Source organism: Cellulosimicrobium cellulans (genome assembly GCF_006539945.1).
GTDB lineage: Bacteria > Actinomycetota > Actinomycetes > Actinomycetales > Cellulomonadaceae > Cellulosimicrobium > Cellulosimicrobium cellulans.
On the sequence record NZ_BJNZ01000001.1, the window covers coordinates 21996 to 48208 of the forward strand.

Consider the following 26213-nt stretch of genomic DNA (forward strand, 5'->3'; position numbering starts at 1 on the left):
GTCGCTTCCCACCGGGGCGCTCGTGCCCTGGTGACCGCTCCCCGCCTCGCGCTGACGATCGCGCTGATCGCCGCGACCGTCTTCCTCCTGGCCGCCCACGAGCTCGTGCGCACCGTGGAGGCACGGATCGTCGCGCTCGCGATCGGACTCGTCGTCCCCGGGACGTCCGACTCGGTCGCGGACGTGGTCGTCTTCGCCGCGGGAGGTCCGGGCGGGCTCGGCATCCAGATCTCGTTCATGTGCTCGACCGTCGTGCTCCTCGCACCGCTGCTCCTCACGGCGGCGGTCGTCGCTCCGTTCCGGCGCTTCTCCGCGCGGAACGTCGTGCGTGGGCTCGCGGTGTCGAGCCTGATCGCGGTGGCCGCGAACCTCGCGCGCTTCGTCATGATCGCCTACGCCTACCACTCGTGGGGCGGTGACGGGTTCGACGTCACGCACCACCTGGTCGGCTCGCTCTTCGTCATCGCGTGCTTCGTGGTCGCCTTCGCCGTGCTCGTACGGACGGTAGGCAGGCCGACACCATGAGCTCGACGACGAGCACGCGCCGCCGGTCGTCACGACGAGGTGAGCGCGTCGTCCGGACGGCGGACGACCACCTCGCCTGGCCGCTCCTCACGCTCCTCGCGCTGGTCGTGGTGATCATGGACGACGCCAGCGGCGGCGTGGATCGCGCGCAGTTCCCCGGCCTCGGTCCGGTGCCGTTCGCGCACGGATCGACGGGCGCCGGCGTCCCCCTGTTCTTCGCGGCGTCAGCCGCGCTGATCTGCCGGGCGGTGCGCCGGCACGGTCGCGGCGGTGCCCTCCTGCGGTGGGCGACCCGCGTGATGCCGACGTACTGGGTGCTCGTCCTCGTGGTGCTCGTCGTCGGCGCCCTCCAGCCGCTCCCGATGAGCGTGTCCGCGGAGCACCTCTCGGTCCCCGACGTCATCGACAACCTGATCCTGGTGCCGCGCCTCGTCGCGACGCCCTGGGTGGACGTGTCCTACTGGTTGCTCGGCGCCCAGCTGCTCGCCCTGATGGGTGCCGCTCTCCTGTGGCCTGCGGTGCGCAGGTCGCAGCATGCCCTGGACCTGCTGCTCGTCCTGCTCCTGATCACGCCCTGGGTCGCCGGCCGGACGGCCGGTGGACCGGCCGCGTGGGACGAGCTCACCGGGCGCCTCTGGCTCGCCACGGGGGGTGAGCACCTGTACGGCTGGGTGATCGGCGTGGCGTTCTGGGCGTACGCGTCGGGTGCCATGAGCCGTTCCCGGGCCGCGGTCTACCTGTGCGCGGCCGTCGCCGCCGCGGCGCTCGGGAGCGGGACCATCTGGACGGCGCTCGTGCTCGGGGCCGTCGTGATCGTCGTCGCGGCGTCGTTCGCGCTGCCGGACTCGCACGCGCCGCACCAGGGGCTGCGCTTCGCCGCGAACCTCTCCCTCCCGGTCTTCCTGACGCACAACGCCCTGTCGGTCGCGCTCGCGCTCGCGTTGTCGTCCTCCGGTGCCGTGAGCGGGTGGAGCGCGACCGCACTCCTCGTCGTCGCCCCCTGGGTGCTCGGGACTGCGGTCTGGTTCGCGGTTCACCGGCCACTGCTCCAGTGGCTCTCCATCGACATCGACCTCTTCCCGGTGCCGTCTCGGCGGCGCTGGCGCGGGTGACGCCCTGCGCCCGAGGTCGGCGTCTCTCCCCTGAACCCCCGAAAGGCACGCGGAACAGTGACACTTCACCACCCCACTCACAGGACCCCCGAGGTCGCGGTCGTCTACGGAACGCGGCCCGAGGCGATCAAGATGGCACCGGTCGTGCACGCCCTGCAGGCGCAGGGCGCCGTGCGACCACGCGTCATCGTCACCGGACAGCACCGCCACATGCTGGATCCCGTCAACCAGCTCTTCGGCATCGCGCCGGAGCATGATCTCGATCTCTTCCAGCCCGGAGCCTCGCTCGACCAGATCGTCGCCGGTGCGCTGAGCGGCGTCGGCCGGATCATGCGCGAGCACGACGTCCGTGCGGTGCTCGTCCAGGGGGACACCAGCACCGCGTTCGCGGGCGCGCTCGCCGGGTACCACGCCAAGGTGCCCGTGGTGCACGTCGAGGCCGGTCTTCGTACCGGGAACCTGTACTCACCGTTCCCCGAGGAGGGAAACCGACGCCTCGTCAGCGCGATCACCGCGTTGCACTGCGCGCCCACCAGCGTCGCGGCGGCTCAGCTCCATGGCGAGGGGATCGCGCCCGAGTCGGTCGTGACCACCGGGAACACCGTCATCGACGCGTTGATCGAGGCGGCGGGCCGGGCCCGCCCCACAGGAGACGCCGTCGTCGACGCCGCGATGGAGTCCGGCCGCCCGATCGTCGTCGCCACGGCACACCGCCGCGAGTCGTGGGACGGCGGCATCGGCGCGATCGGCTCGGCGCTCGGCCAGGTGGCCCGGAGCCGGCCAGACGTCCTCGTCGTGGTCCCGGTGCACCTGAACCCCCGGGTGCGGGAGCTCCTTCTTCCTCCGCTCGCCGGGCTCGACAACGTGCGGATCCTCGAACCGCTGTCGTACGGGCCCTTCGCCCACCTGCTCTCCAGGGCGCGCGTCGTGGTCACCGACTCCGGCGGCATCCAGGAGGAGGCACCGGCGCTCGACGTCCCCGTCCTCGTGACGAGAGACACCACGGAGCGCCCCGAGGCCATCGCGACGGGCGCAGCAGAGCTCGTCGGGACGGACCCACGACGCATCGTCGACTCGCTCGACCGGCTCCTGCGCGATGAGGTGCACCACCAGTCCATGGCGACGGCGGGGAGCCCGTTCGGGGACGGGAAGGCGTCGATCCGCGTCGCCGCCGCCGTGGCGAACCTGCTGGGGCTCGGTGGCCGGCTCCCGGAGTTCACGGGCGACGTCGAGGCAGCCGTTCAGATGCGCGCGGAGCCCTCCGTCGCGCGGGCGGACGCGGACGTTCGGACGGGGGCGTAGGCCCGTGACGGGAGACCACCCGATCGTCGTCGCGCTCCCGACCGGCGAGCCGGACCACGACGCCTCGGACGGTGGCGCCCCGTCGCGTCAGCCGCTGATGACGCGTCGCGAGCGGCGGCTGCACCGAGAGCGACAGAGGGCGCACGAGACGGGGCCACGCCGTGGGCAGGGAGAGCTGGTCGCCCTGCCCACCGCGCACGCGGAACCCGGCGACAGCGGCTTCGCCCGCCCGGACGAGGTCGCGGTGCCGACGCGACGACCGAGCCCGTCCGAGACGGCCGTCCCGTCGTCCGGGCCCGTGTGGCACCCGACGTCGACCGTCGCTCCGGCACCTCCGGTCCTGCAGTTCGTCCCCGACGAGCCCCGAGCTGCCCCGCAGGCCGTCGTGCCTCCGGTCGTGCCCGTCGTGCCCGTCGCGTCCGCTCCCGCCGGTCCGCCGACGGCGGACGAGGCGCGCTCCGTCGAGCGTCCTGCGCCCCAGGGTCCCTCACCGTGGTTCTTCCCCGCTGTGGACGGCCTCAGGGGGATCGCGATCGCGTCCGTCCTGCTCTACCACACGAACTGGTCGCCGCGAGGACTCTTCGGTGTCGACGTCTTCTTCGTCATCTCCGGCTTCCTCATCACGCTGCTGCTGTTGCGCGAGCTCGGTCGGACGGGTCGGATCGATCTCGGCTCGTTCTTCGCCAAGCGTGTCAAGCGGCTCGTTCCCGGTCTGCTGGTCACGCTCGCCGTCGTGCTCCTGCTCGTGTGGATCTGGGGAACGCCCCAGGAGCTCCGGGCGGCCGCCGACAAGGCGGTCTTCTCGGTGCTCCAGATCGCGAACTGGCGCCAGCTCACGTCCGGCGACGCGTACTGGGACCAGGCGGGCCAGATCAGCCCCCTGGCGCACATGTGGTCCTTGTCGATCACCGAGCAGTTCTACGTGGTCTGGCCGTTCGTGCTGCTCGGGCTGTGGTTCGTGTGCCGCCGACGGCCTCGGGCGGTCGTGGTCGCCCTGATCGGCCTCGCTCTGGCGAGCGCCGCGGTGGCGCCGCTGATGTGGGACGGGAGCAACAGCGACCGTCTCTACCTCGGGACGGAGACCCGTGCCGTCGGCTTCGTCGCCGGAGCGCTCATGGCCGCAGTCGTCTACGCGAGGACCGCGCGGCGGATCGAGAGCGGCGTGCGGGGCGAGCCCACGGCGGCTGCCCGGTTCGGGGTGACGACCGTGAGCGTCGTCAGCCTCGCGGCGGTGCTCGCCGCCTCGGTCCTGACGACCTCCTACCACGAACCCTGGCTCTACCAGGGCGGGATCGCCGCCGTCGCACTGGCCGCAGCGGTCTTCACGGCATCGCTCTGCTCCGAGGCGAACATGCTCTCCCGCTTCTTCGCGGCACGGGCGTTCACCTCGTTCGGGCGGGTCTCGTACACGGTCTACCTCCTGCACCTTCCGGTGTACTGGTTCCTCATCGCGTCGGGGCGCGGCATCGAGCCTCTGGGACTCTTCGTCGTCGGGGGCGGGGTGACCTGGCTCGTGGCGCTCGTGCTGCACCACGGTCTGACCGAGCGCCTCCGGCTCGCGCCCTGGCGGGTGTCGCGGGCGGTCCCCGCCCTCGGCATCGCCTGCGCCGTCGTGCTGGTCGCGGGCGTCTACGGCCCGGGGGTGAAGGACGCGCAGCTCAGCTCGACCGATGTGCTCGTCACGGACGCGGATCGCGACTTCACGCTCGAGCCGGGGCATGCGGGAGGGCGTCCCGTCGTCCTGACCCTGGGCGACTCCCTGGCCAACGACGTCGCGACGATGCTCGTGGAGCACGGCACCGGCTCGTTCGCGGTCGTCGACGGAGGCGTCGGCGGGTGCGGGATCTTCGAGCCCGACGGGAAGGTCCGGGCGTCGAGCGGGTACGAGTGGACGGACCAGGCGCGGTGCGCGTCGTGGCGAACGTCGTACCCGAGGCTCATCGAGTCCCATCAGCCGGACCTCGTGGTCGTCCACACGTCGTGGGACGCGGCCGAGCAGCTGCTGGGGGACCGCTGGCTCGAGCCACGTGACCGCGAGTGGGCCGACCGCTACCGGGCGCACCTGGACCAGCTCGTCGGCTGGGTGGCCGCGAGCGCGCCCCACGCGCAGATCGTGCTCATGACGGACCGGCCGACCAACGGGATCATCTCGGACCCCGACCAGATGCGGGCGTTCAACGACGTCATGGAGACCTATGCCGCCGAGACATCGGGCGTCCTCCTCCTCGACCTGCACGCAGCCCTGTGCCCGGACGGGACGTCGTGCCGCAGCGAGACGGAGGACGGGCAGGGCATCTACCTGGAGGACGACGTCCACCTCGCGGACGACGGCATGGAGTTCCTGGTGCCGTGGCTGGAGCGTCAGCTCGCGCAGTTCCAGAGCACGGAGGACTGAGGTGCGGACGCGACGTCATCGTCGGGGCGGCGACGGGTCCTGGACGACGTGAGGACAATGAGGCGCCCCGCCGTTCGCACCGTGGGCGACGGCAGCCAGGGCCGCTCGCCGGTCCACCCGCCGAGCCGTCGGCGCCGGGGTTCGCTCCGTGCACGACTGCTCGTCGCGCTGTGGATCCCCGTACTCGTCGTCGCCTGCGGCGCGGGCTGGATCATCAAGGACCGGGCTTCGGAGCACGAGCAGTCTCGGGCGGCGGAGCACATGGTGTCGATCGCGCCACGGCTCGTGGCGTTCGACGTCGCCCTCGAGCGGGAGTCGCGGGCCGTCCTCGAGCTCCCCGGGCCGACGGCCGAGCGGGCGCAGCACGAGACCGACACCGCGCTCGCGGCTCTGCTGAACGACATGCGGCCCCTGGCGGACACGCTCCCCGAGGACGTCGCGCAGCACGCCGAAGGGCTGATCGCGCGAAACGGCCCGGAGCGGCTCGACCTCCGGGAGAGGGCTGCACACGGGGACGCCGGCGCGGCAGAGCTCGCGACCGCGTACGCGCGCATGCGCCACGAGGTCGCGACGCTCCCCGCTCTCCTCGCTCGAGGTCTCACCGACCGCGCACTGGCTCGTGAGCTGGATGCGCTCTCCGCCGTGAACGTGCTCGCCGTCGACGCGTCGACCTGGGACCTGCTCGCACGGGCGGGCGCGGCCTCGGGCGCGCCGGACCTGCTCGCGGATGCCGCGTCCCGGACCGCCGCGCTCAGGAGCGCCCGTGCGGCGGAGCAGGCCGTGCAGGACGTCTCCGAACCGCCGGCGATCCCCGCGCTCGTCCCGTCGGAGGACGGAGGTCCAGCAGGGTACGGCGCCTACGCAGCCGGTCTCCGCGAGGCTCAGGACCACCTGGCGGACCGATCGGCTGAGGCCGCCCGTGCTGCGACCAGGGCCTCCCTGACGACCGTCGTGGCCGCCGGGCTGATCGCGCTGGTGACCGTCACAGGACTCGCGGTGGCAGCACCGACCCTCGCGCGAAGTGTGATCCGGCCGCTGGAGGAGCTCGCGGCTCGGACGGAGGAGAGCGTTGCCGCGTTGCCGATGCGGTTGCGGTGGATCGAAGAGGGCCGGACCGTGGTCGACGCCGGCCAGCAGACGTCTCCGGCGACAGGCGACGACGAGGTCGGTCGTGTCTCGCGTCGGATCGACGAGCTGGTGACGACCACCGTCGAGATGGCGACCGCCCAGGCGAGACGTCGCGCGTCGTTGAAGGAGGCGCTCTGCACCGTCGCGCAGCGTGAGTCGAGCCTCGTCCAGCGTCAGCTCGCCCTGCTCGACGAGTTCGAGCGCTACGAGGAAGATCCCGTGGTGCTCTCCCGCCTGTTCCGGCTCGACCACCTCGCGACCCAGCTCCGCCGGAGCTGCGACTCGCTGCTGGTCATCGCCGGGGCGAGGACGACCCGGCGGTCGGCCCCCCCGATGGGCCTGGTCGACGTCCTCCGGTCAGCGGCGTCCCAGGTCGAGCAGTACGCACGGGTCGACATCGTCGCGTCGTGCGAGCCGTTCGTGCAAGGACGGATGGCGGGTGACCTCATCCACCTCTTCGCTGAGGTGCTGGACAACGCGACGACGTACTCCCAGCCCTCCACTCGCGTCGAGGTGCGGGTGGCCACGGACGGCGCCTGCGTGGTCGTCCGCGTGCGGGACCACGGCATCGGCTTCGACGGTGCCGCGCTGGAGAAGGCCCGCGCCCGGATCGCCGGGCCGGACGACGCCATGATCGATCTCGGCAAGCTCGGGCTGCTCGTCGTCGGCCGTCTCGGTGAACGGACGGGTGCCCGCACCACGATCGAGAGACCGAGCGTGGGGGAGGGGACCGTGGTCACGACCCTCCTGCCCCCCGAGGTTCTCGACCAAGCCCACGCAGGCACGCTCTCGTTGCGGGACGTCGCGGGACCGTGGCACCAGTTCGACGAGAGCGCCGCGCGCCCCGGTGTCGTCACCCTCTACGGGCAGCGCGCGGTCGTGCCTCTCGGCGACGACCAGGACCAGAACCGCACAGCGGTCCGCCGGACGGACCTCACGGACGGGAGCACATCATGACCACGACGAGAAGAGTGCGCCGGACGGCCGGCTCGCCGCGCTGGCTCACTCTGGCGACGACCGATCCGGAGGCTGCCGCCGCGTACTACGCGAGCCTCTTCGGCTGGCGGTTCGAGGTGACGTCGGGCCCGGCAGGGGTGACGGCGACGTGCCCCGTCGACCACGTCCGCATCGGACCGATGGACATCGACGAGTCGGAGGGGTGGACGACGCATTTCGAGGTCACGGACCTGGCAGCGGCGGTGCAGATCATCCGGGACGCGGGGGGCTACGTCGGGCCGGTCCGGTCGGGGCACTCCGCGGAGTTCGTCCATGCGCTCGATCCGAACGGGGCAGCGCTCGCGTTGCGAGACCCTGGTCGTGGGGTGCTGAGCTCCATCCCCGGCCGGCGCCGCGCGCTCGCCTGGAGCGACCTGCACACACGAAGCTACGAACCCGCGCTCCAGTTCTACAGCAGGCTCTTCCACTACACATACCTCGCGGTCGACAGCCCTCGAACGCCCTACAGCATGTTCCACGCGCTGGACGGCGGTGAGCTCATCGGCGGCATCCAGCTCAACACCGCGCTTCCTGAGTCCGTACCGGCGTACTGGCTCCCCTGGCTGAACGCCGCTGACGCGGACCGTGCCGTCGACCGCGCCGTCGACCTCGGCTCGACGGTGCTCACTCCCGTCACCGACGGTGTCTTCGGTCGCATGGGTATCGTGAAGAGTCCTTGGGGCGAGGTGTTCGGCGTCGTCGACGAGAGCGTGCACCGGCCCGCCGTGCCCTCGTCGCCAGGTGCCGTGGCGTTGGGCGGGGCCGGCACGCACGCGCCGACCCCGGGTGCCTCGGCCGCGATGGGCACGGACCCGACGTTCCCGTGGTGAGGGGGTCGCGGGGATCAGTCGTCGAACACGTGGCGCTCGGTCCGGTCTCCGTCGTCGACGACGACCGTCACGGCGTGTCGCCGCCCCGGAGGGAGCGCCCTGACCGTCGCGCGCCCGCGACGGAGGGCCCCGACGAGGGTCGCGACCTCGCTCAGGATGCGCGAGTCCACCGGGGCCGCGTCGCGCCCGCGGTCGTCGAGCAGGAGGACGTCGACCCCGCGGCGTCGCGCCAGCGCGACCGCCCGAGCGACGGGCGCCACGGCCAACGTCGGTGCCCGGAGCTCGTCGCGAAGCCCCGCCTCGACCTCGCGCGCTCGCGCTCGACCGTCAGGTGAGAGACCGCCGGACTCGACGATGTCGTGAAGCAGGGGAGCCGCCCGCTCCTGGACGGCCACCAGGCGCGTCCGGCTGCGGGCTGTCGCGTCCCGCGTCACCTCGGCCTGCAGCTGTGCGCGCAGCTGTGCCGCACGGTAGGCGGTGATGCGGGACGTTGACCGGAGGAGAAGACGACGCCACACCGTGCCGATGGCGAGCGCGATCGCCGGCTGGACGACCAGCTCGAACGCATCGGTGGCGTCGGGTCGGTGCACGACGATCCAGGTGAGCAGCCCCAGCAGCAGAGCGCCACCCCCGATCCACCCGAGAGCGACGGATCCTCGCACCATCAGGAGTGCCGCGAGGTAGGCGCCGATGTCGAGCAGCCAGGTCTCGTCGAGCTCCGCAGGAAGCGTGGGGAGCAGCAGGACGGCGTTCACCACCGGTACGGCGGCGACGATCGAGGCGCGCACGACGGGCAGGTCGTCGTCGCCCGGCGTCGTGAGGACGAGCGAGCCGACGAGGACGACCGCGAGTGCGACGACGGACTGCCACTCGCCATGGTCGCGCCAGTCCAGCGCGACGCGCACGACGCCGGTCGCCCAGACGATGACCAGGGTCGCTCGCGCAGCGCGTGTCCCGAGGCCGGAGGCAGCGCCCGCCGTTCGGGTCGGCGTCGGCGGGGGCATCACGCGCGCCACCGGAGAGTCACACACGTGCCCTCGGACGGTGCCGACCGGATCAGTGCGGAACCGTTGGCCAGCTCCTGCATGCGCCCGACGATGCTGTGCCGGATGCCGAGCCTCTGCACGGGCACGGTGCGCGGGTCGAACCCTGGCCCGTGGTCGCGGATCTCGACGCCGACGGACTGCGCGTCGAGACGGGCGGTGACGTCGACGGCTCGAGGATCACCGGACTCAGGGTCGCGGGCGTGTCGCCTCGTGTTGCGCAGCGCCTCACCCGTCGCGGCGAGCACCGCCTCAGCCACGTCCTGTGGGACCGAGCCCGTGCCGACCTCGACGTGGAGCCGTGCGGCAGGGACGATCTCGTGGACCCGGCCGGTGATCTCCTCGGCGAGCCTTCGTACCCCGACTGGGCCGGCCTCGACGTGCTCGAGACGAGTCTCCAGGTCGAGCACACGTCGGGCGCGGGCGGCCTGCGCGACGAGTGACGGCGCGGTCGTCGGGTCGGAGCGTCCGGCGAGGGCGAGGGTCGCCAGGATCTCGTCGTGCACGATCGTGGCCGTCCTCCGGTGCTCGGCGGCGGCCACGACTGCCTCGATGCGCTGCCGTTCCTGCTCGGCGGCGGCGGCCTCGGCCGCGGCGAGACGGCTCAGCTGAGTCCTGATCGCGACGAAGATGGCGACGAAGGCCACGTTGCCGACGTGAGTCGCTACCTGCGCCCACGTCGACGTCGTGACGGGGAGGTCCGCGAGCCACAGCGTGGCGGGCACCACGAGCGGGGTGAGGAGCGCCATCCCGGAAGCCACCTGCCACGGCGCGACGAGGAGCACGACGGTCGCGGCGTACGCCTCGACCTCCCAGATCCAGGGGAGCTGCCCGGCCGCAGCGGGAGACGTCGCCGCGGCCCAGGTGACGAGGAGAAGGAGGTAGACGGGTGGGGTGAGCGTCCACAGGACGCGCAGCGCGGGGAACGGCAGGACGTCGCCGAGGACGGCGGGGACCAGGCAGAGGGCGACGAGTGCGACGGCCGACGCGTTCCACCACGGCGCCATGAGCGCCCAGCCCTCACGCGCATGAGAGAGCGCGACGAGGACGAGAGTGGCGCCACCGAGAGCCATGAGCCAGCCGAGCTGGCGGTCGACGTGCTCGGACGGACTCGTGTCGCGACCCCAGAGCCGCTCGGTGCGTGGCCGCGTGCTCATGGGAGTGGCCCGATGATGCCGTCCTCGATCGCTCGTCGGTACAAGTCGACCTTCGTCTTGGCGGGCCGGTCGACGGAGGCGTACTTCACCCGGATCTTGCGGATGTGATCCAGCACGGTCTCGCGCGAGATGCCGAGGATGTGCGCGACGCGGTCAGCCTTCTCGCCCGAGGCGTAGAGCTCGAGGACCTGCGACTCGCGCGACGTGAGCCCGGCCTCGGGAATGGCGTCGTCACCGTCGAGGGCGGCCGCCCAGTCGGTCGAGGCGACGACCTCGCCGCGGAGGGCGGTCCGTACGGCCTCGACGAGGACCTCGGCAGGTTCCGACTTGCGGATCATGCCGACGACGTCGGCACGGGCGGCTTCGCGGACGAGGGCCGGGTCGTCACCGGAGGTGTACGCGAGTGCTCCGATCCGGGCCGACGTGAGCAACCGGACGTTCTGGTTCGGGGTCGACCCGTCGGCCAGACGAAGATCGAGCAGGACGAGGTCGAGGTCGTCCGTCGCGTTGAGCAGCGCGCGAGCTCCGCTCGCGCCGGCGACGACCCGGATGTCGGGGGTCTGGGCGAAGAGCGCCGCCACGCCGATCCTCATGGCCGCGTGGTCGTCGATGATCCCGAGCCGAGCGCCGCGCCAGTGTCCAGCAGCGTCTGCAGGGCGGGCGGGAGGTTCCTTCACGGCCATCCACGCTCCTCTCGTCGGGGCCACGAGCACCAGGCCCCCAGAACAGTCACGCCGGCACGTCACATGAAGTGTTCCAGAAGAGAGGAATTCGTGCCCCCGTTTCCAGGGGTGCGACACCCGGGACCGCAAGGTCCGTGCGCGGCTGCTCGGTCAGGGCGCTGCCGTCTCGGACCGAGGGAGCCGGTGGGGCTCCCGTCGCGGGTGCGCGGGGGGGCAACCGGAGGGCGTCTCGTCGAGCCCGACGGTCGTCTCGCTCGGCACGTGTCCTGACGTGCGAGGTCGAGGTGCGTCACGGGATGCAGGCGGGCCGCGACGCCGGGGCAGGTCACCTGGGGCGAGAGGGATGGCAGGGCGTCCTGCCTCGCTCGTGCGGTCGCGAGCGCTGGAGAGTAGCGCGGAGATCGGGCACCTTCGAGTTGGACGGGTGTCCGACAATTTCCGCCGAGAATGCATTCTCGAAGAATAGTTCCACGTGCGTAACATTGCGCGCCGAATAGCGGGAACAGGTGCATCCTGAGGCCGAGGCGGTGGCCGCGTCCGGGGAATTCATGCCCTCCGGTCACCGCGTGGGGAGGTTGTCATGAGTGCAGTCAGAACGCCCCGAGACGCCGGCCGCCGTCGTACCCGTGCGGGAGGTGTCGCCCTCGTCGTCCTCGTGGCGGCGCTGTCGAACGCGGTGGTGCATCCCGCGCCGGGACATGCGGCCCAGAGCCGGTCGGTCAGCGACGTCCCGATCGACGCGTGCCCGGCCAACCCCGGCTTCACCCATGCCTTCGTCGATCCCTATTGGTTGAACGGCAAGGACGTCGACCAGGTGGTGGAGATGCTCGAAGCGGGCAAGCAGGTCGGAGTGGGTGGAGTGATCTTGCAGTGGTCGGCGTATCGCGGCGCCGCGAGCACGGTCACCGCCTACCCGGCGGACCCGAGCCTGGGTCTTCGACTCTTCAACCGCTCGGTGCCCGTCCTCGTCGACGCGGCCGCGCGTGCCGACGTCGAGCTGTGGATGGGTCTGCTGGTCGCGCCCGGCGTCTTCTCCACGCGCGAGTCGTTGACCGACCCGGTTCTCCTCGGCGGACTCGCCCGGGACACGCTCGCCGTCGCAGACGACCTCTACCGGCAGTTCGGTGAGTCGATCGACGGGTGGTACCTGCCGATCGAGCCCAACTACAAGACCGTCACGAACCCGACCGTGGCCGTGACTCACGGGCGCTGGATCGGGGGCATGACCGACCACCTTCATCAGCGCTACCCCGCGCTACCCGTCATGTCCTCCCCGTCGATGCCGACGGCGATCCTCGACGGCAAGAGCGCAGCGACGTTCGTCCGGGAGCTCGAACCCGTCATGCGCGAGGCGGGGGTGGACGTCTGGAACTTCCAGGACGGCTACAAGATGACGGCGTGGTCGCCGACGACCGTCGCGTCCGCGCTCCGCGCGGCCGAGGTGCAGGCGAGAGGCTACGGCGCCGAGGTCTGGGCGGTGATGTACACGCCAGGGCCGGGCGAGGACGGCGGGTCGCCGATCACGCCGTCGCGGCTGCAGGAGTACATGCGGGCCATCGGGGGCACGGGAATCCGGTTGTCGCAGTTCACCTTCACGTCCTACCTCGATCCCGACCTCACGGTCCGGCACGGCGAGATCCGCGCCGAGAGCTACCGCGTCTACCGCGCGTACTGCGCCGGCGAGTGAGAGCGCAGCACGTTCGGTCTCCGCTCCGCTCGGTGCCTCGCGTCATCGATGTCCTGTGGCACGGTCCTGTCGGGTGTGAGCGTGCTTGACGACGGCCGGCGCGGACGGCCCAGGACCCGACGACCGATGAGGACCCTGCGGCAGGCCACGGCGGCCTACGTCCTGCGAGCACGTCGTCGGCACGGTGACGAGTCGGAGTCGTACTCGCGAGGCGTGATGAGCGTCGTCGACTCGATGTCCACCGCGCTGCACAGCGCCGAGACGGACCAGGAGCTCCGACGGGCGCTGGTCTGGGTCTTCGTGGACGGCCTCGCTCGCTCGGAAGCGCGGAGCGGGCCGTGGTGGGCCGGCGCGGCCGCGGTGATCGGCGACCTGGAGCTCGCCCTGCTCGGGTGGGGTGACGAGTACGTGATCGACGTGTGGTCGGCGCTGGCCTTCCAGTCGGCCGCGGAGACGCTCTCCGGCGCCGAGAGCTGCGTAGCGCTCCGTGACTGATCCCCGCCGTCATCCGGGGCCGGGACCGGGGTCCTGGGAGTCGACACAGTCTTCTCGGCGTCCGATGGGAGCCCCGTGCCCGACCTCACTCTCGACACCATGCACGACCGCCGCAGAGAGCTGCCCCCTGCCGCGGCCGTCCGCGAGGCTCGCGACGCGCGTCTCACCGTCCTTCGAGGTGACGCAGAGCTCGCGCGGCGTCAGCTCGAGGGGTTCGAGAGCGCGATCCGGGTCGGCGGGCAGGTCATCGGGATGCAGGTGCACCCGCCGGCCGAGGGCGCCTACCGCGCGCAGCTGAACGCCGAGCTCGGTCGGCTGGAGGCGCGGATCGCTCGTCTCGAGCACGGCTTCCTGGCGTCTGCCGTGCCCGTCACCTCCTCGGGACCGGTCTCGGCGACGCGAGTGCGCCCGGCGGGCGGCTCCCCGGGCTCAGGCCACCGGGCCGACGGGCCAGACGATGGCGAGAAGGACCGTTGAGACCGACGCGAGGACGCCGACGACCAGGTGGGCTCGTCGCCGACGGTCGTGGCGCGCGACCCGCTCGGGCCAGGGCGGCAGCGACGGAGGGGCGTGGCGGGTCGTGGTGTCTGCTCTCACGCACTGCCTGGACACGGCGCCCGACCCACGGTGACGCACACCGCCGCACAGCGATCGACCTCGTGGTGCCGCGCCGGACGGCATGGACCTTTTCTCCTTTGCGTGTGGTTCTCGCCCACAACTTCATCCCCCTAGAAATAGGGGGTCTCGGGTGTCGCCCGGGAGATGGCTCCGTAGCGTCGGAGCCGATGCCGGAGCCGGAACGTCTGGTGGACGAGGCGCGCACGCACAGCGGTGAACCGGGAACGCACGACCCAGCCGACAGGGAGCGATTGATGAGGACCGGCCGAACGTCAGGGACGAAGAGTCCGCGCCGCGTGTCCGCGCGTCGCCGCGCGGCGTGGAGGCGGTTCGCCGCCGCGGCGACGGCGCTCGTCGTCTCGTCCGTGCTCCTGCCCTGGACGGTGCCCAGCGCGGTCGCCGCGCCCGGTGACCCGTTCCCCGTGGACCCGGCCCGCGTGTTCGTGGCGCAGAACGACCCGACCGGCATGTACACCGCGATCCAGGGTGCCGGCTCGGTGACGTTCGTGCCCGACGGCCCGACGTCGGGCATCGGGTACAACGGGATCGGCTACCGGGTGTCCGACAACTACATCTACGGGATGCAGCGGACCCCTGTCGCGTCGAAGAACAACCTGGTCCGGGTCGGACAAGGTGGCGTCGTCACGGTGCTCGGCACCGTCAGCGGGCTCCCCACGCTCCCCGGAATCCAGTACTGGAACGCCGGCACGTTCGGGGCGGGCGCGTCGGCAGACACCCTCTTCGTCCGCGCATCGCTGCCGGACACGTCCGACGCCGTCATGTCGCGGTTGTACGCCGTCAACGTCACGACGCTGGTGGCGACGCCGATCCCGCTGTCCCAGCCCGTCCCCAACACGTCGGACATCATCTTCAAGGACGGGTTCGTCTGGGCGTTCCTCGAAGGTACGGTCGTCTACCGCATCAACCCGACGACCGGCCAGACCTCGGCGTTCGACACGGCGTACCTCGGGTTGAGCGGGGCGTTCGGTGCCCAATGGGTCTACGGGAACGGGAACGTCGGCTTGTCCGACAACGCGACCGGCGTCGTCACGCAGGTGCGCATCAACAACCCCACGTCGGCAAGCCCGACCTTCGAGATCGTCAGCCGGCAGACGGGGCCGTCGAGCGCCAACAACGACGGCACCGCGTCACCGGGCATGCCCACAGACCTCGCGGTCGTGAAGACGGGCCCCGCCGAGGTCGCGCCAGGGGGTACGTTCACGTACACGCTGACGGTCACGAACAACGGGCCGGGGACGTCCAGCGGGTTCACGCTGAGGGACGCCGTCCCGTTCTCGCTCACGGGGGTGTCCTCGCCCACCCCAGGGTGCACCGTGGGCTTCAACGTCGTCACCTGCACGGGCGCGAGTCTGCCGCCGGGGGGGTCGACGACGATCCAGATCGTGGCCACCATGCCGCCCGGTGCGACCGCGTGCGTCGTGAACACCGCCACCGTTCTCGCGAACGAGAGCGACCCCAACTCCTTCAACAACGTCGACGACGCGACGACGTGCCCGACGTCCCCGGCGCTGAGCATCACGAAGTCGTCGAACGCGACCGAGGACTCGCGGATCGGCGACGTCGTGACGTACACCGTCACCGCCACGAACACGGGTGATGCGCCCTACACGGCCGCGAACCCCGCCGTCGTCACCGACGACCTGACCGGAGTCCTGGACGACGCCACGTACAACGGCGACGCGACCGCGAGCGTCGGCGCCACGCCGTCGTTCGCCAGCCCACGGCTGTCCTGGTCGGGTCCCTTGGCCCAGGGAGCCTCGGTCGTCCTGACCTACTCCGTGACGCTCACGGGTGCCGGTGACGGCCTGGTCCGCAACGTCGCCTTCCGCGGCAACGGACCGACGCCGCCGTGCAGTCCGCCGGTGGGAGGCATCGACCCCGGCACGGGGGTGCCGTGCGCGGAGACGAGGCTCGAGCTGCCTCGCCTGACGATCGCGAAGACGGCGAGCACGTCGACGCTCCCCGCGGTCGGCAGCACCGTCACGTACACGGTGACCGTGACGAACGTCGGGCCCGGCGACACGACGGTCTCCGCGCCCGCGAGGATGGACGACGACCTGAGCGACGTGCTCGACGACGCAGACCTGGACGAGTCGAGCATCGTCGCCTCGTCGGGGACTGCGGGCTTCACGTCTCCCGTGATCTCGTGGGAAGGGCCGCTCGCGGCCGGAGAGTCGGCGACGGTCTCCTACACGCTCACCTACACGGCGGGCGGTGACCACGTGCTGGAGAACCTGGCCTGCCTACCGGCGTCGATCTCCCCAGGAACCCCCCCGTGCGCGACGGTGGTCGTGCCTGGTTCGAACCTCCGCCGGTGGAAGGAGGCCGAGGCCTCCTCGGACCCGGTCGTCGCCGGTTCGACGATCACCTACACGCTGTTCTTCGAGAACCTCGGCGCGGCGCCGGCCGACGTCGATGCGGTGGACGACCTCACGTTCGTGGCGGACGACGCCGACGTGACGCAGGAGCCGGTGGCCGGCGTCGGGCTCGCCGCGATCCGAACCGGTGACGAGATCGCGATCACGGGCTCCGTCGCCCCGGGGCAGACCGCCGCCGTGAGCTACGTCGTCACGGTCCGCCCGGACGGTGAGCGGGGAGACGACACGGCGGTGAACTTCCTGCTCGGGCCCGACCAGACCCCGCCGTCGACGCCGGACTGCGACCCTGCCGACCCGGACCTCCCGGACTGCACGAGCACGCCGATCGCCGCCGTGGTCTACACGAAGTCGGTGGCTGCGTCCGACGACCCCGTACGCGCCGGCACGGTCCTCACGTACACGGTGACGATCGAGAGCACCGGCACCGTGACGGCACCCGTCGCGCGCGAGGACGTCCTCTCGGGTGTGCTCGACGACGCCGAGCTCACCGGCGACCCGGAGTCGGACACGCCGTCGGTCACGGTGAGCGGCGTCGCGGCCGAGCAGTTCGCCATCGGCGGCGAGCTCGCGCCCGGTGCCACGGCGACCGTCACCTACCAGGTGACCGTCCGGCCCGACACCGAGCGGGGCGACAACCGCGCGGACAACTTCCTCGTCCCGCCGGGCGGTACGCCCCCGGCGGAGTGCGCCGAGGGCGACGCGGGATGCACCAGCACCCCGATCCCGCTGATCGTGGCGTCGAAGTCGTCCGATCCCGCGCCTGGGACCACGGTGCAGGCAGGTGACGAGGTCACCTACACCCTCACGTTCGCGAACGAGGGGGAGGCGACCGGTCCGGTCGACCACACCGACGACCTGGCGGACGTGCTCGACGACGCCACGCTCGTCACCGCTCCCACGTCCTCGGACGGCGCGCTCGTGGCCTCGGCCGTGACCGACGGGTCGTTCACCGTCACGGGCTCGCTCGCGCCGGGGCAGTCCGTCACGGTGAGCTACACGGTGTCGGTGGACCCTGACGGTGAGCGGGGGGACAACCTGCTCGGCAACGTCCTGGCTCCGACGGGCACGACCGACCCGCAGTGCGAGGACGACACCGTCTCCTGCACCGAGCACCCCGTGGCGCAGCTCGTGTCCTGGAAGTCGGTGGAGCCCGATGTGACGCCGGTGGTGGCGGGGACGGTGCTGACGTACACGTTGTTCTTCGAGAACGTGGGTCGGGGTGTCGGTCAGGTCGATCATGTGGACGACCTGACGCACGTGCTCGACGACGCGGACGTGACGGTCGAGCCGGGTTCGGACGACCTGTCGGTGGTGCGCGACGGTGCGGTCATCACGATCGCGGGGCCGGTTCCTGCGGGGGAGACGTTCACGGTGTCGTACCAGGTGACGGTGCGTGCCGATGGTGAGCGTGGTGACGACCTGGCGGCGAACTTCCTGCTCGTCCCGGGCGAGGCGCCGCCGGTGGATCCGGTGTGCGAGCCTGAGGATGCGCAGCTGCCGGACTGCACGGTGACGCCGATCGGGTCGTTGGTGACGTCGAAGTCGGTCGAGGCGTCGTCCGATCCGGTGGAGGAGGGCACGGAGCTGACGTACACGTTGACGTTCGTGAATCCCGGTCCGGGGCCTGTGGAGGTCAGCAAGGTCGATGATCTGAGCGGTGTCCTGGACGATGCCGATCTCGTGGATCTGCCGGTGGCGTCCGACGGTGCGTTGAGCGTCTCGGACGTCGTGGACGGTGTGTTCTCGGTGACGGGCAGTCTGGCTGGTGGTCAGACGGTGACGGTGACGTACACGGTGGTGGTGCGGCCGCAGGGTGAGCGTGGCGATCATCGTGCGACGAACTTCCTGGTGGACCCGGAAGGTGTTCCGCCTGCTGAGTGCGTGGCTGGTGATGCGCAGTGCACGTCGACCCCGCTGCCGTTCATCGAGGCGTCGAAGGGGGTGGACCCGGAGCCGGGGACGTCGGTCGGTGCGGGTGAGGTGCTGACGTACACGTTGACCTTCACGAACTCGGGGGAGGGCGCGGGGTCGGTGGACTACACGGACCTGCTCGGTGAGGTTCTGGACGACGCGCAGGTGACGGCGCTGCCCGTGGCTTCGGATGGTGCGCTGACTGCTGAGCTCGGCTCGGACGAGACGATCAGGGTGACGGGTGTTCTCGGGGCCGGACAGTCGGTGACGGTGACGTACGCGGTCACGGTTCTGCCTGACGGTGAGCGGGGGGACAACCTGCTGGGGAACTTCCTGGTCCCCACGGGCGAGGAGCCGCCGCAGGAGTGTGTCGCGGATGACCCGACGTGTACGCAGAACCCGGTGTGGGAGGTCCGGGCGTGGAAGTCGGTGGAGCCCGATGTGACGCCGGTGGTGGCGGGGACGGTGCTGACGTACACGTTGTTCTTCGAGAACGTGGGTCGGGGTGTCGGTCAGGTCGATCATGTGGACGACCTGACGCACGTGCTCGACGACGTGGACGTGACGGTCGAGCCGGGTTCGGACGACCTGTCGGTGGTGCGCGACGGTGCGGTCGTGACGATCGCGGGGCCGGTTCCTGCGGGGGAGACGTTCACGGTGTCGTACCAGGTGACGGTGCGTGGTGACGGTGAGCGCGGTGACGACCTGGCGGCCAACTTCCTGCTCGTCCCGGGCGAGGCGCCGCCGGTGGACCCGGTGTGCCAGCCGAGCGACGCGGAACGCCCGGACTGCACGCTCACGCCCGTCGGGCAGCTCGCCGTCGGGAAGGCGGTCTCGGCCTCCTCCGACCCCGTGGTCGAGGGGACGGTCCTGACGTACACGCTGACGTTCGACAACCAGGGCCAGGGGCCGGTCGCGGTCGACAGCACGGACATCCTCGACGACGTCCTCGACGACACGACGATGATCACTCCTCCCTTCGCGTCGGACGACGCCCTGGTCGCCTCCGACGTGGTCGACGGGTCGTTCCGGGTGACCGGTGAGCTGGCTGCCGGCCAGACCGTCACCGTGACCTACCAGGTCGAGGTCAACGACGAGGCGAACCGAGGCAACGACTCCGCGGACAACTTCCTCGTCAGCACCGGCGACGAGCCGCCTTCCACGTGCGTGGACGGTGACGCGACCTGCACGGTCACCCCGCTCCCGAACGTCGGGGCAGCGAAGTCCTCCGACCCGGCCTCGGGGACGACGGTCCTGCCAGACCAGGACGTCACCTACACCCTCACCTTCGCGAACACGGGCTCGGCAGCCGGTCCGGTCGATCACGTCGACGACCTGTCGGACGTGCTCGACGACGCGGACCTCACGGTCTCACCGCAGTCGTCGGACCCGGCGCTGACCGTCAGCAGCGGGACCGACGGCACGATCGCCGTGACCGGAACGCTCGCCGCCGGCCAGACGGTGACGGTCTCCTACACCGTGACCGTCCGGCCGGACGGTGCTCGGGGGGACAACCGGTTGGGCAACGTGCTCCTGGGACAGGGAGAGGAACCACCCGCGACCTGCGAGGCAGGCGACCCGAGGTGCACCGAGCACCCCGTCCCGGAGATCGTCGCAGGGAAGTCGGTCGACCCCGTGTCCGGGACACCGGTCGTCGCGGGACGACGCCTCGTCTACACGCTCACCTTCGCGAACGTGGGTCAGGCACCGGGTTCCGTCGACCGGGTCGACGACCTGACCCACGTGCTCGACGACGCGGACCTGACCGTCGAGCCCGCGGCGTCGGACACGGCGCTCGTCGTGACGCGAGACGCGAACCGGATCTCGATCACCGGGTCGCTCGAACCGGGCCAGGTCGTCACCGTGACGTACGAGGTGCTCGTGCGGCCCGCGGGCGAGCGCGGGGACGACGTCATCGCGAACTTCCTCCTCCGGCCCGGCGAGGAGACCCCGACCGAGCCGGTGTGCGAACCCGGCGCGGGGGAGCTGGTCGAGGCGCTGGCAGCGGTCGACATGTCTGACTGCACGACGAACCTCGTGGGTGAGATCGCGCCGTCGAAGAGCGTGTCGCCCGAGTCCGGCACGACGGTTCGGGAGGGACAGGTCCTCACCTACACGCTCGCGTTCGAGAACACCGGGCAAGGGGCGGTCGGGGTGGACTTCACCGACCACCTCGCGGGCGTGCTCGACGACGCGGACTGGGTCGGGAACGTGACCACCACGGGCGGGCTCGACGTGTCGGGGCCGACTGCGGATGCGCTGCTCGTGACGGGAACCGTGGAGCCCGGGGAGACGGCGACCGCCACGTACCAGGTCCGCGTGCGACCGCATCCGGACCAGGGCGACCACCAGCTGGTGAACTTCCTCGTCCCGACGGGCACGACACCGGCCTCGGAGTGTGTCGCCGAGAACCCGCTCTGCACGCAGAACCCGACGCAGCCGCCGGCTCCGGTCGTACCCGATCCTCCGTCGAAGGGCCTCGCCCACACCGGCTCGGCGCTCGTCGGGATCGTGGGGGCCGGGTCGCTGCTCCTGCTGCTGGGGATCGCGCTGCTGCTCGGCGTGCGCCGACGCGGCGTGCACCGTGGAACAGGTGTGCTCCCCGTCAGGTGACGAGCGAACCACCGCTCTCGGCCCGGACTCGCCACGGTCCGGGCCGAGGGCGTCGTGCTGCCGAGGATCGGGCGCATGGTCAGCGGGCCCGTCACGCCGGGTCCGCGCTGCGCCGTTCGCCAGGTCGCGAGAAGCAGAGCACGCGCGCGTCAGAGTGAGGACGGACCTGTGTCCAGGAGTCATGTACGGGGATCCATCGGATCCCCTCCATGATCTCTGCGAGGAGGAGCATGTCCATCCAGCCCTCGGCCCGCCCGGCACGGGCGAGCAGACGACCTGCCCTCACGACGGCGCTGGCATCGACCATGACGCTGCTGCTCGGGCTCGTCGGCGTGACCGCCGCCGCTTCGTCCGCGGCAGCCGTCGAGATCGACGCGATCACCGGCGTCACGGTCTCGCACCCGAGCGGCACCGTCGAGCAGTGGGACTCCGTCCGCGTCGACGCGACGTGGGCCGTGCCCGACAGCGCCCACCCTGGCGACACGTTCCGACTGGCTCTTCCGACGACACCGCGTGTCGTCGGGTTCCGGGACACCTTCGACATGAAGGACCCGTCCGAGGCCGTCGTCGGCTCGTGCACCGTCGAGGTCGAGGAGATCGTGTGCGTCCTCGGCGAGTACGTCGCGACGCACACGGGCGTCCACGGGAGCCTGCACTTCCTCGTCCAGGTGACGGAGACGTCAGAGGAGGACACGATCGTCTTCACGACGGGTGGAGGCGTCGAGATCCCTGCCGGCGTCCCGGGGGGTGGTGTGGGCGTGCGAGAGAACCCCGCGCCCACGACGCCCCGCAAGAGCGGACAGCTCGACCTCGCGAGGTCGACGATCGCCTGGCAGGTGCTGATCCCCGGCGAGTACCTCACCGACGAGGACGGGGAGCCCGTCGTGCTGACCGACACGCGGGACCCTCGCCTGACGCTCGACCCCGACAGCTTCTCGATCGTCTACTTCGCGGCGGAGGACTGGAACGACGGGAACTTCGCGGCTGCCGCGACCCCGCTCACCGGCGACCAGTTCACCCTCGAGAACGGGCCGGAAGCCCACCAGCTCACGTTCAGCGTGCCGGACGCCCGCGGTGAGGGCTTCGTCTACGCGATCAGCTACGAGACGGCCCTCCCGGACGACGTCCGTCCGGGGGACAGGTTCGAGAACACCGTCGCGGGCACGTCCGTCGGGGAGGTCACGGCGGTGGCGCGCTACGTGCGGGCCGGCGGCGACGCCTTCGGTGAGGGCATGCGCTCGATCCTCGTGCTCAAGCAGGTCGACGGCGACGGCGCGGACACAGCGGTGGGACCGTTCGCGTTCGAGCTCGCGTGCGTCGACGAGGAGGGCAGCCCGCTGCCGGGGTTCCCGCAGTCCGCCGAGGTGCTGGCCGGCGGGACGATCAGCTTCGCCGGAGTGCCCGTGGGCGCCACGTGCGAGCTCGTTGAGACGCACGACGGCGGCGCCGACCGGGTCGCCTTCGCCCCGGCGGGGCCGATCGAGGTCACCGCGGACTCGCCCGAGGTCATCCAGGTCGTCGCGACCAACACGTTCGACGCGCACGTGGGCCGGATCGCCGTGACCAAGCTCGTGGAAGGGGACGCCGCGGACGTCGTGCCCGGCGCGACCGAGTACACGGTCGCGTACACGTACGACACCGGCGCGGGCGAGGTGTCGGGCGAGATGGTCGTGTCCGACGGGACGACGTCCGACCTCGCGGACCTCCCGGTGGGCGCCGTCGTGACGCTCGACGAGGTCGAGCCGGCAACGGTCGAGGGAGTGGTCTGGAAGGAGCCCGTGTTCTCGGGCCACGGCGTCGAGGTCCTGGCGAACGGCAACGCCCGGGTGGTCGTCGGCGACGGGACGACGGTACAGGTCACCTTGACCAACCACGCCGACGTGCCGACGGTGCCCGTCGACCCGGCAGAGCCTGAGCCGGCCGAGCCCGGGTCGTCGCTCGCGACGACGGGCGCCGGGGTGACCGCGGCGGTCGCCGTCGCCGCGGCGCTCCTCGCCCTCGGTCTCGCGGCCGTGCTGCTGTCCCGCAGGGCGCGAGCCTCGTGACGGGAGCGCCGGAGGCAGTGCGGACGAGCGTCCGGCGTCATCCGCCCCTCCGTCTGGTGTCCTGACAGACGTGGCGGTCGCCCGACACCGTCCCGACCGTCACACCAACGGCCACGCGTGCTCTCTCCTCCCGTCTGCGCGTGGCTCGCCCGAGGCGTCACAGCCTCGGGTGGCGCGCGGGTCGCTCTCGCCCCCCACCCTTCCGGGCGAGGCGGCCCGCGCGCTTCCTTCGGATCGCCGCCTGCGCATCGGATCTCCGGACGCTCGCTGGGCCGGTCACTCTCGGTCCTGCGCGTCACGGACCGCAGCCGTCGCGGCTGCGACGGACGCGGTGTGCCGTTCGAACGAGGCGCGCTCGAGGTCTGCGTCGCGGATCGACGCCTCTGCGTGGGCGAAGAAGCGGAAGCGCGGATCCTCGTACCCGGGCCTCTCCTCGTCGGGCAGGACGTCCTGTGCGTCCTCGAGCTCGCCGGCGAGCGCGACGCGCACGGCGTCGTCGGGGACCCGCCCCTCGGAGGCGCGGTAGACCTGGCTACCGGTGGAGACCGCCTCGCGCAAGGAGTCCTCTGCCTGGCGAACCCGGGTGTCCGCCGTGCGGTGGGTCAGGGTGAGCGCATCGAGCTGTCGCTGCGTCGAGAGGCTGACGGTCGCGGTGACGACGAACCCGGTGGTGAAGGCGCTCAGAGCGAGGCACGCGCCCACGACGAGCATCCGGCCGCGGCGCCCGCGCCGGTGGCGTCGGTGTCGCGTGCCGGGAGGGTCCACAGGACCCTCGACGGCCCCATCGACGAGCTGCGACTTCTCCAGCACCATTCCTTCTTCGCTCCCTCGGCCCGCCAGGGCCTTGACCGCTGGACCTCGTCGACGCGCACCACGTGGGGTGGCGTCCCACCAAGGTGGACACGACGCGGTGGGCTGCATGACGCAGGCCCGCCTGAAGGGGTGGTGCGCATCCGTCCGGTGCCGTCGCCGAGGTCGCGTCATAGCGCGACGCGCCCCGTGTCCTCCATAGCGACGCCCGAGGTCCAGGTGTGGGGGAGGTCTTCCCCGCGCTTCCGGGGTCGTCATCACCGTCGACGTCTCCGGGGCGGCGCAGGGGGCCGGCCCGGGGACGTCGGCGGCCGGTCTCGCGTCGACACCGTTGACGCTCCACGGTCGCCGGGCTACCCTCCGGCGCCACGTTCGGAAACCGTCTACGAAATTTCGAACCGACACGAAGGAGTGCCTGATGCGAGGATCGACCGACCGCGAGCACCGTCTGACGCGACGCCGCCGAAGGGCCGTCGCCGGGATCGTCGGCGGGGTGGCGCTCGTGACCGGACTGACCGTCCCCGCGGCGGCAGGGGCCGTCCCGACGACCGCGACGCCCGACGTCGGGCGGCCCGATCTGACGGGGGCTCAGCGCGCGACGCTCGAGACGTACGTGGGGGACACCTACGCGTCGCTGGTCGCCATGACGGACGAGCGGACCGGCCTGCCCGCGGACAACATCGAGGGCGACCTGGACCCGGAGTCGAGCAGCGCGTACACGTCGCCGACGAACATCGGCGGGTGGCTGTGGTCCACCGTCGTCGCGCGCGACCTCGGTCTGGTGGACGGTGCGGTGGCGCACGATCGTCTCGCGACGACGCTCCACACGCTGGCTGCCCTCGACCGGCACGACGCGAGCGGGATGTTCTACAACTGGTACGACCCCGCGACCGGCGACAGGGTCGAGACCTGGCCGGACGACGGCAACCAGGTGCACCAGTTCCTCAGCTCGGTGGACAACGGCTGGCTGGCCGCGGGGCTGCGCGTCGTCGCGGAGGCGGAGCCGAGCCTCGCGCACGAGGCGCGCGCGATCTACGACGACATGCACTTCGGCGCGTTCTACAACCCGCAGGCACGTCCGGACCTCGGCGTCGGGCTGCTGCGCGGCGGGTTCTGGGACGAGGAGCCGCCCGGGTGCTCGGTCGCGGGCGACTACCTCGGCACGGGCACCGACGTCTACTACACGTGCCACCACTACGACACGACGGTCTCGGAGACGCGCATCGCGACGTACCTCGGCATCGCGGAGGGCGAGGTGCCTCCGGAGGCGTACTACGCGAGCTACCGGACGTTCCCGGACACGTGCGACTGGTCGTGGCAGGAGCAGAAGCCGATCGGTGAGAAGCGCGAGTACCTGGGCGTCCCCGTGTTCGAGGGGGCGTACCGCTACCGCGACCTCGCGGTCGTGCCGGGCTGGGGCGGCTCGATGTTCGAGGCGCTCATGCCGGACATGCTCGTCCCCGAGGCGGAGTGGGGGCCGACGTCGTGGGGCGTCAACCACCCGCTCGTCGTGCGCGCGCACAAGGAGCACGGCCTCGACGAGGCGGGCTACGGGGCCTGGGGCTTCTCGCCCGCGAGCAACCCCTTCGGTGGGTACGCGGAGTACGGCGTCGACGCGATCGGCCTGCGCTCGGACGGCTACCTGTCCGACGGCGAGACCGACGTCGACCTCGGGTTCGAGGGCTGCCGCGAGGCGACCGACCCCGCGCCGGAGTTCGGCGACGGCGTCGTCACGCCGCACGCGTCGTTCCTCGGCCTCGCGTACGACACCGACGGCGTGCTCGACAACCTCGCCCACCTCGCCGACGACCTCGGTGCCTACGGGCCGGGAGGGTTCTACGACGCGGTCGCCGTCCGGTCGGGCACCGTCGCCGAGCGCTACCTGTCGCTCGACCAGGCGATGATCGTCGCCGCGATCGGCAACGTCCTCGACGACTCGCGCCTCAAGGACTACTTCGTCGACGACGAGCTCGAGCAGCGCCTGCGCCCCCTCATGGAGGCGGAGACCTTCTCGGCCACGGCGGACCTCACGCCCGGTGTGGGCGCCGACGTCCAGGTCCAGGCACGCTGCCTCGCGGGCCGTGCCCACGTCGCCGTCCGGGCGACGAGCACGGGTGGCGGGCGCGCGGACGTCACGCTCGCCACGGCCTACGGGACGCGGTCGTTCGACGACGTCGCCCCGCACCGCAGCGCGTACCAGTCGTTCGCGGCGCGCACGGCGGAGATCCCGTCCGGCACCGCGACGGTGACGGTCACGGCCGACGACGGGTCGACGACCCAGGAGCTGTCGTACCGCTACGCGGGCGTCTCCTGCGGCTGACCGGCTGTCGGTACTCCGGTCGACCGACGCGCGACGACGGGAGGGGCGCGGACCGCGCCCCTCCCGTTCGTCGTGGTCCGAGCGTGCGTCGGGTGCGTGCGTCCGGACCGCACGTCAGGGCCGCCCGGGGCCGCACGCCCGGGC

Annotated in this window: 16 protein-coding genes; 11 read left to right on the forward strand and 5 right to left on the reverse strand. The window is 71.7% G+C overall.

Features of this window, described 5'->3' with window-relative positions; translation table 11 throughout:
* The first annotated feature begins 30 nt into the window (after nucleotides 1-30).
* Genes xrtS through CCE02nite_RS00110 form a run of 6 tightly spaced genes read left to right on the forward strand, consistent with a single transcriptional unit; the run spans nucleotide 31 to nucleotide 8288 of the window.
* Nucleotides 31-525 carry an exosortase S gene (gene xrtS / locus CCE02nite_RS00085; protein ID WP_170227149.1) on the forward strand — a complete coding sequence of 165 codons (495 nt, stop codon included), beginning with the start codon at nucleotides 31-33 and terminating at the stop codon, nucleotides 523-525.
* On the forward strand, nucleotides 522-1637 hold the full coding sequence (locus CCE02nite_RS00090; RefSeq protein WP_141387002.1) for an acyltransferase family protein: 1116 nt from the start codon (nucleotides 522-524) through the stop codon (nucleotides 1635-1637). Before xrtS ends, CCE02nite_RS00090 begins: the two co-directional genes overlap by 4 nt.
* Nucleotides 1638-1694: 57 nt before the next feature.
* The gene (gene wecB, locus CCE02nite_RS00095; RefSeq protein WP_255318539.1) at nucleotides 1695-2939 is read left to right on the forward strand and encodes a non-hydrolyzing UDP-N-acetylglucosamine 2-epimerase; all 1245 of its coding nucleotides are present in this window, start codon (nucleotides 1695-1697) and stop codon (nucleotides 2937-2939) included.
* 4 nt (nucleotides 2940-2943) lie between these two features.
* Nucleotides 2944-5334: an SGNH/GDSL hydrolase family protein gene (locus CCE02nite_RS00100; RefSeq protein WP_170227150.1), complete on the forward strand. Its 2391-nt coding sequence runs from the start codon at nucleotides 2944-2946 to the stop codon at nucleotides 5332-5334.
* A 57-nt stretch (nucleotides 5335-5391) separates the two neighbouring features.
* Nucleotides 5392-7419 (forward strand): ATP-binding protein, encoded by a 2028-nt coding sequence (locus tag CCE02nite_RS00105; RefSeq protein ID WP_141387008.1) that lies wholly within the window; start codon nucleotides 5392-5394, stop codon nucleotides 7417-7419.
* Entirely contained in the window at nucleotides 7416-8288 is an 873-nt protein-coding gene (locus tag CCE02nite_RS00110; RefSeq protein WP_141387010.1) for a VOC family protein, read from the forward strand. The genes CCE02nite_RS00105 and CCE02nite_RS00110 overlap by 4 nt, the downstream gene beginning before the upstream one ends.
* Nucleotides 8289-8302: 14 nt before the next feature.
* On the opposite strand, the gene CCE02nite_RS00115 is transcribed toward CCE02nite_RS00110, so the two are convergent.
* The 3 genes from CCE02nite_RS00115 to CCE02nite_RS00125 are packed head-to-tail and all read right to left on the reverse strand — an operon-like array spanning nucleotide 8303 to nucleotide 11171.
* Complete coding sequence (locus CCE02nite_RS00115; RefSeq protein ID WP_503826120.1) at nucleotides 8303-9292, reverse strand: DUF8320 family protein; 990 nt, start codon at nucleotides 9290-9292, stop codon at nucleotides 8303-8305.
* A complete protein-coding gene (locus CCE02nite_RS00120) occupies nucleotides 9292-10488 on the reverse strand; it encodes a sensor histidine kinase (protein WP_141387014.1) in 1197 nt (398 codons plus the stop codon). The genes CCE02nite_RS00115 and CCE02nite_RS00120 overlap by 1 nt, the downstream gene beginning before the upstream one ends.
* Nucleotides 10485-11171 (reverse strand): response regulator transcription factor, encoded by a 687-nt coding sequence (locus tag CCE02nite_RS00125; protein WP_141387016.1) that lies wholly within the window; start codon nucleotides 11169-11171, stop codon nucleotides 10485-10487. Before CCE02nite_RS00125 ends, CCE02nite_RS00120 begins: the two co-directional genes overlap by 4 nt.
* A gap of 580 nt (nucleotides 11172-11751) precedes the next feature.
* Here CCE02nite_RS00125 and CCE02nite_RS00130 point away from each other — a divergent pair.
* Nucleotides 11752-12858: a DUF4434 domain-containing protein gene (locus CCE02nite_RS00130; protein ID WP_141387018.1), complete on the forward strand. Its 1107-nt coding sequence runs from the start codon at nucleotides 11752-11754 to the stop codon at nucleotides 12856-12858.
* Between the two features lie 126 nt (nucleotides 12859-12984).
* On the forward strand, nucleotides 12985-13353 hold the full coding sequence (locus CCE02nite_RS00135) for a hypothetical protein (RefSeq protein ID WP_141387020.1): 369 nt from the start codon (nucleotides 12985-12987) through the stop codon (nucleotides 13351-13353).
* A gap of 9 nt (nucleotides 13354-13362) precedes the next feature.
* Here the strand turns inward: CCE02nite_RS00135 and CCE02nite_RS00140 are convergent, their stop codons facing one another.
* Complete coding sequence (locus CCE02nite_RS00140) at nucleotides 13363-13698, reverse strand: hypothetical protein (protein WP_141387022.1); 336 nt, start codon at nucleotides 13696-13698, stop codon at nucleotides 13363-13365.
* A 527-nt stretch (nucleotides 13699-14225) separates the two neighbouring features.
* On the opposite strand from CCE02nite_RS00140, the gene CCE02nite_RS00145 reads away from it, so the two are divergent.
* Nucleotides 14226-20894: a DUF11 domain-containing protein gene (locus CCE02nite_RS00145; protein ID WP_170227151.1), complete on the forward strand. Its 6669-nt coding sequence runs from the start codon at nucleotides 14226-14228 to the stop codon at nucleotides 20892-20894.
* Nucleotides 20895-21124: 230 nt separating this feature from the next.
* Nucleotides 21125-22939: a DUF5979 domain-containing protein gene (locus CCE02nite_RS00150; RefSeq protein ID WP_141387026.1), complete on the forward strand. Its 1815-nt coding sequence runs from the start codon at nucleotides 21125-21127 to the stop codon at nucleotides 22937-22939.
* 276 nt (nucleotides 22940-23215) lie between these two features.
* Here CCE02nite_RS00150 and CCE02nite_RS00155 read toward each other — a convergent pair whose 3' ends face one another.
* Nucleotides 23216-23749 (reverse strand): hypothetical protein, encoded by a 534-nt coding sequence (locus CCE02nite_RS00155; protein WP_170227152.1) that lies wholly within the window; start codon nucleotides 23747-23749, stop codon nucleotides 23216-23218.
* Nucleotides 23750-24167: 418 nt separating this feature from the next.
* Here CCE02nite_RS00155 and CCE02nite_RS00160 point away from each other — a divergent pair, with 418 nt between their 5' ends.
* Nucleotides 24168-26069 (forward strand): glucoamylase family protein, encoded by a 1902-nt coding sequence (locus tag CCE02nite_RS00160; protein WP_141387030.1) that lies wholly within the window; start codon nucleotides 24168-24170, stop codon nucleotides 26067-26069.
* The last annotated feature ends 144 nt before the right edge of the window (nucleotides 26070-26213 follow it).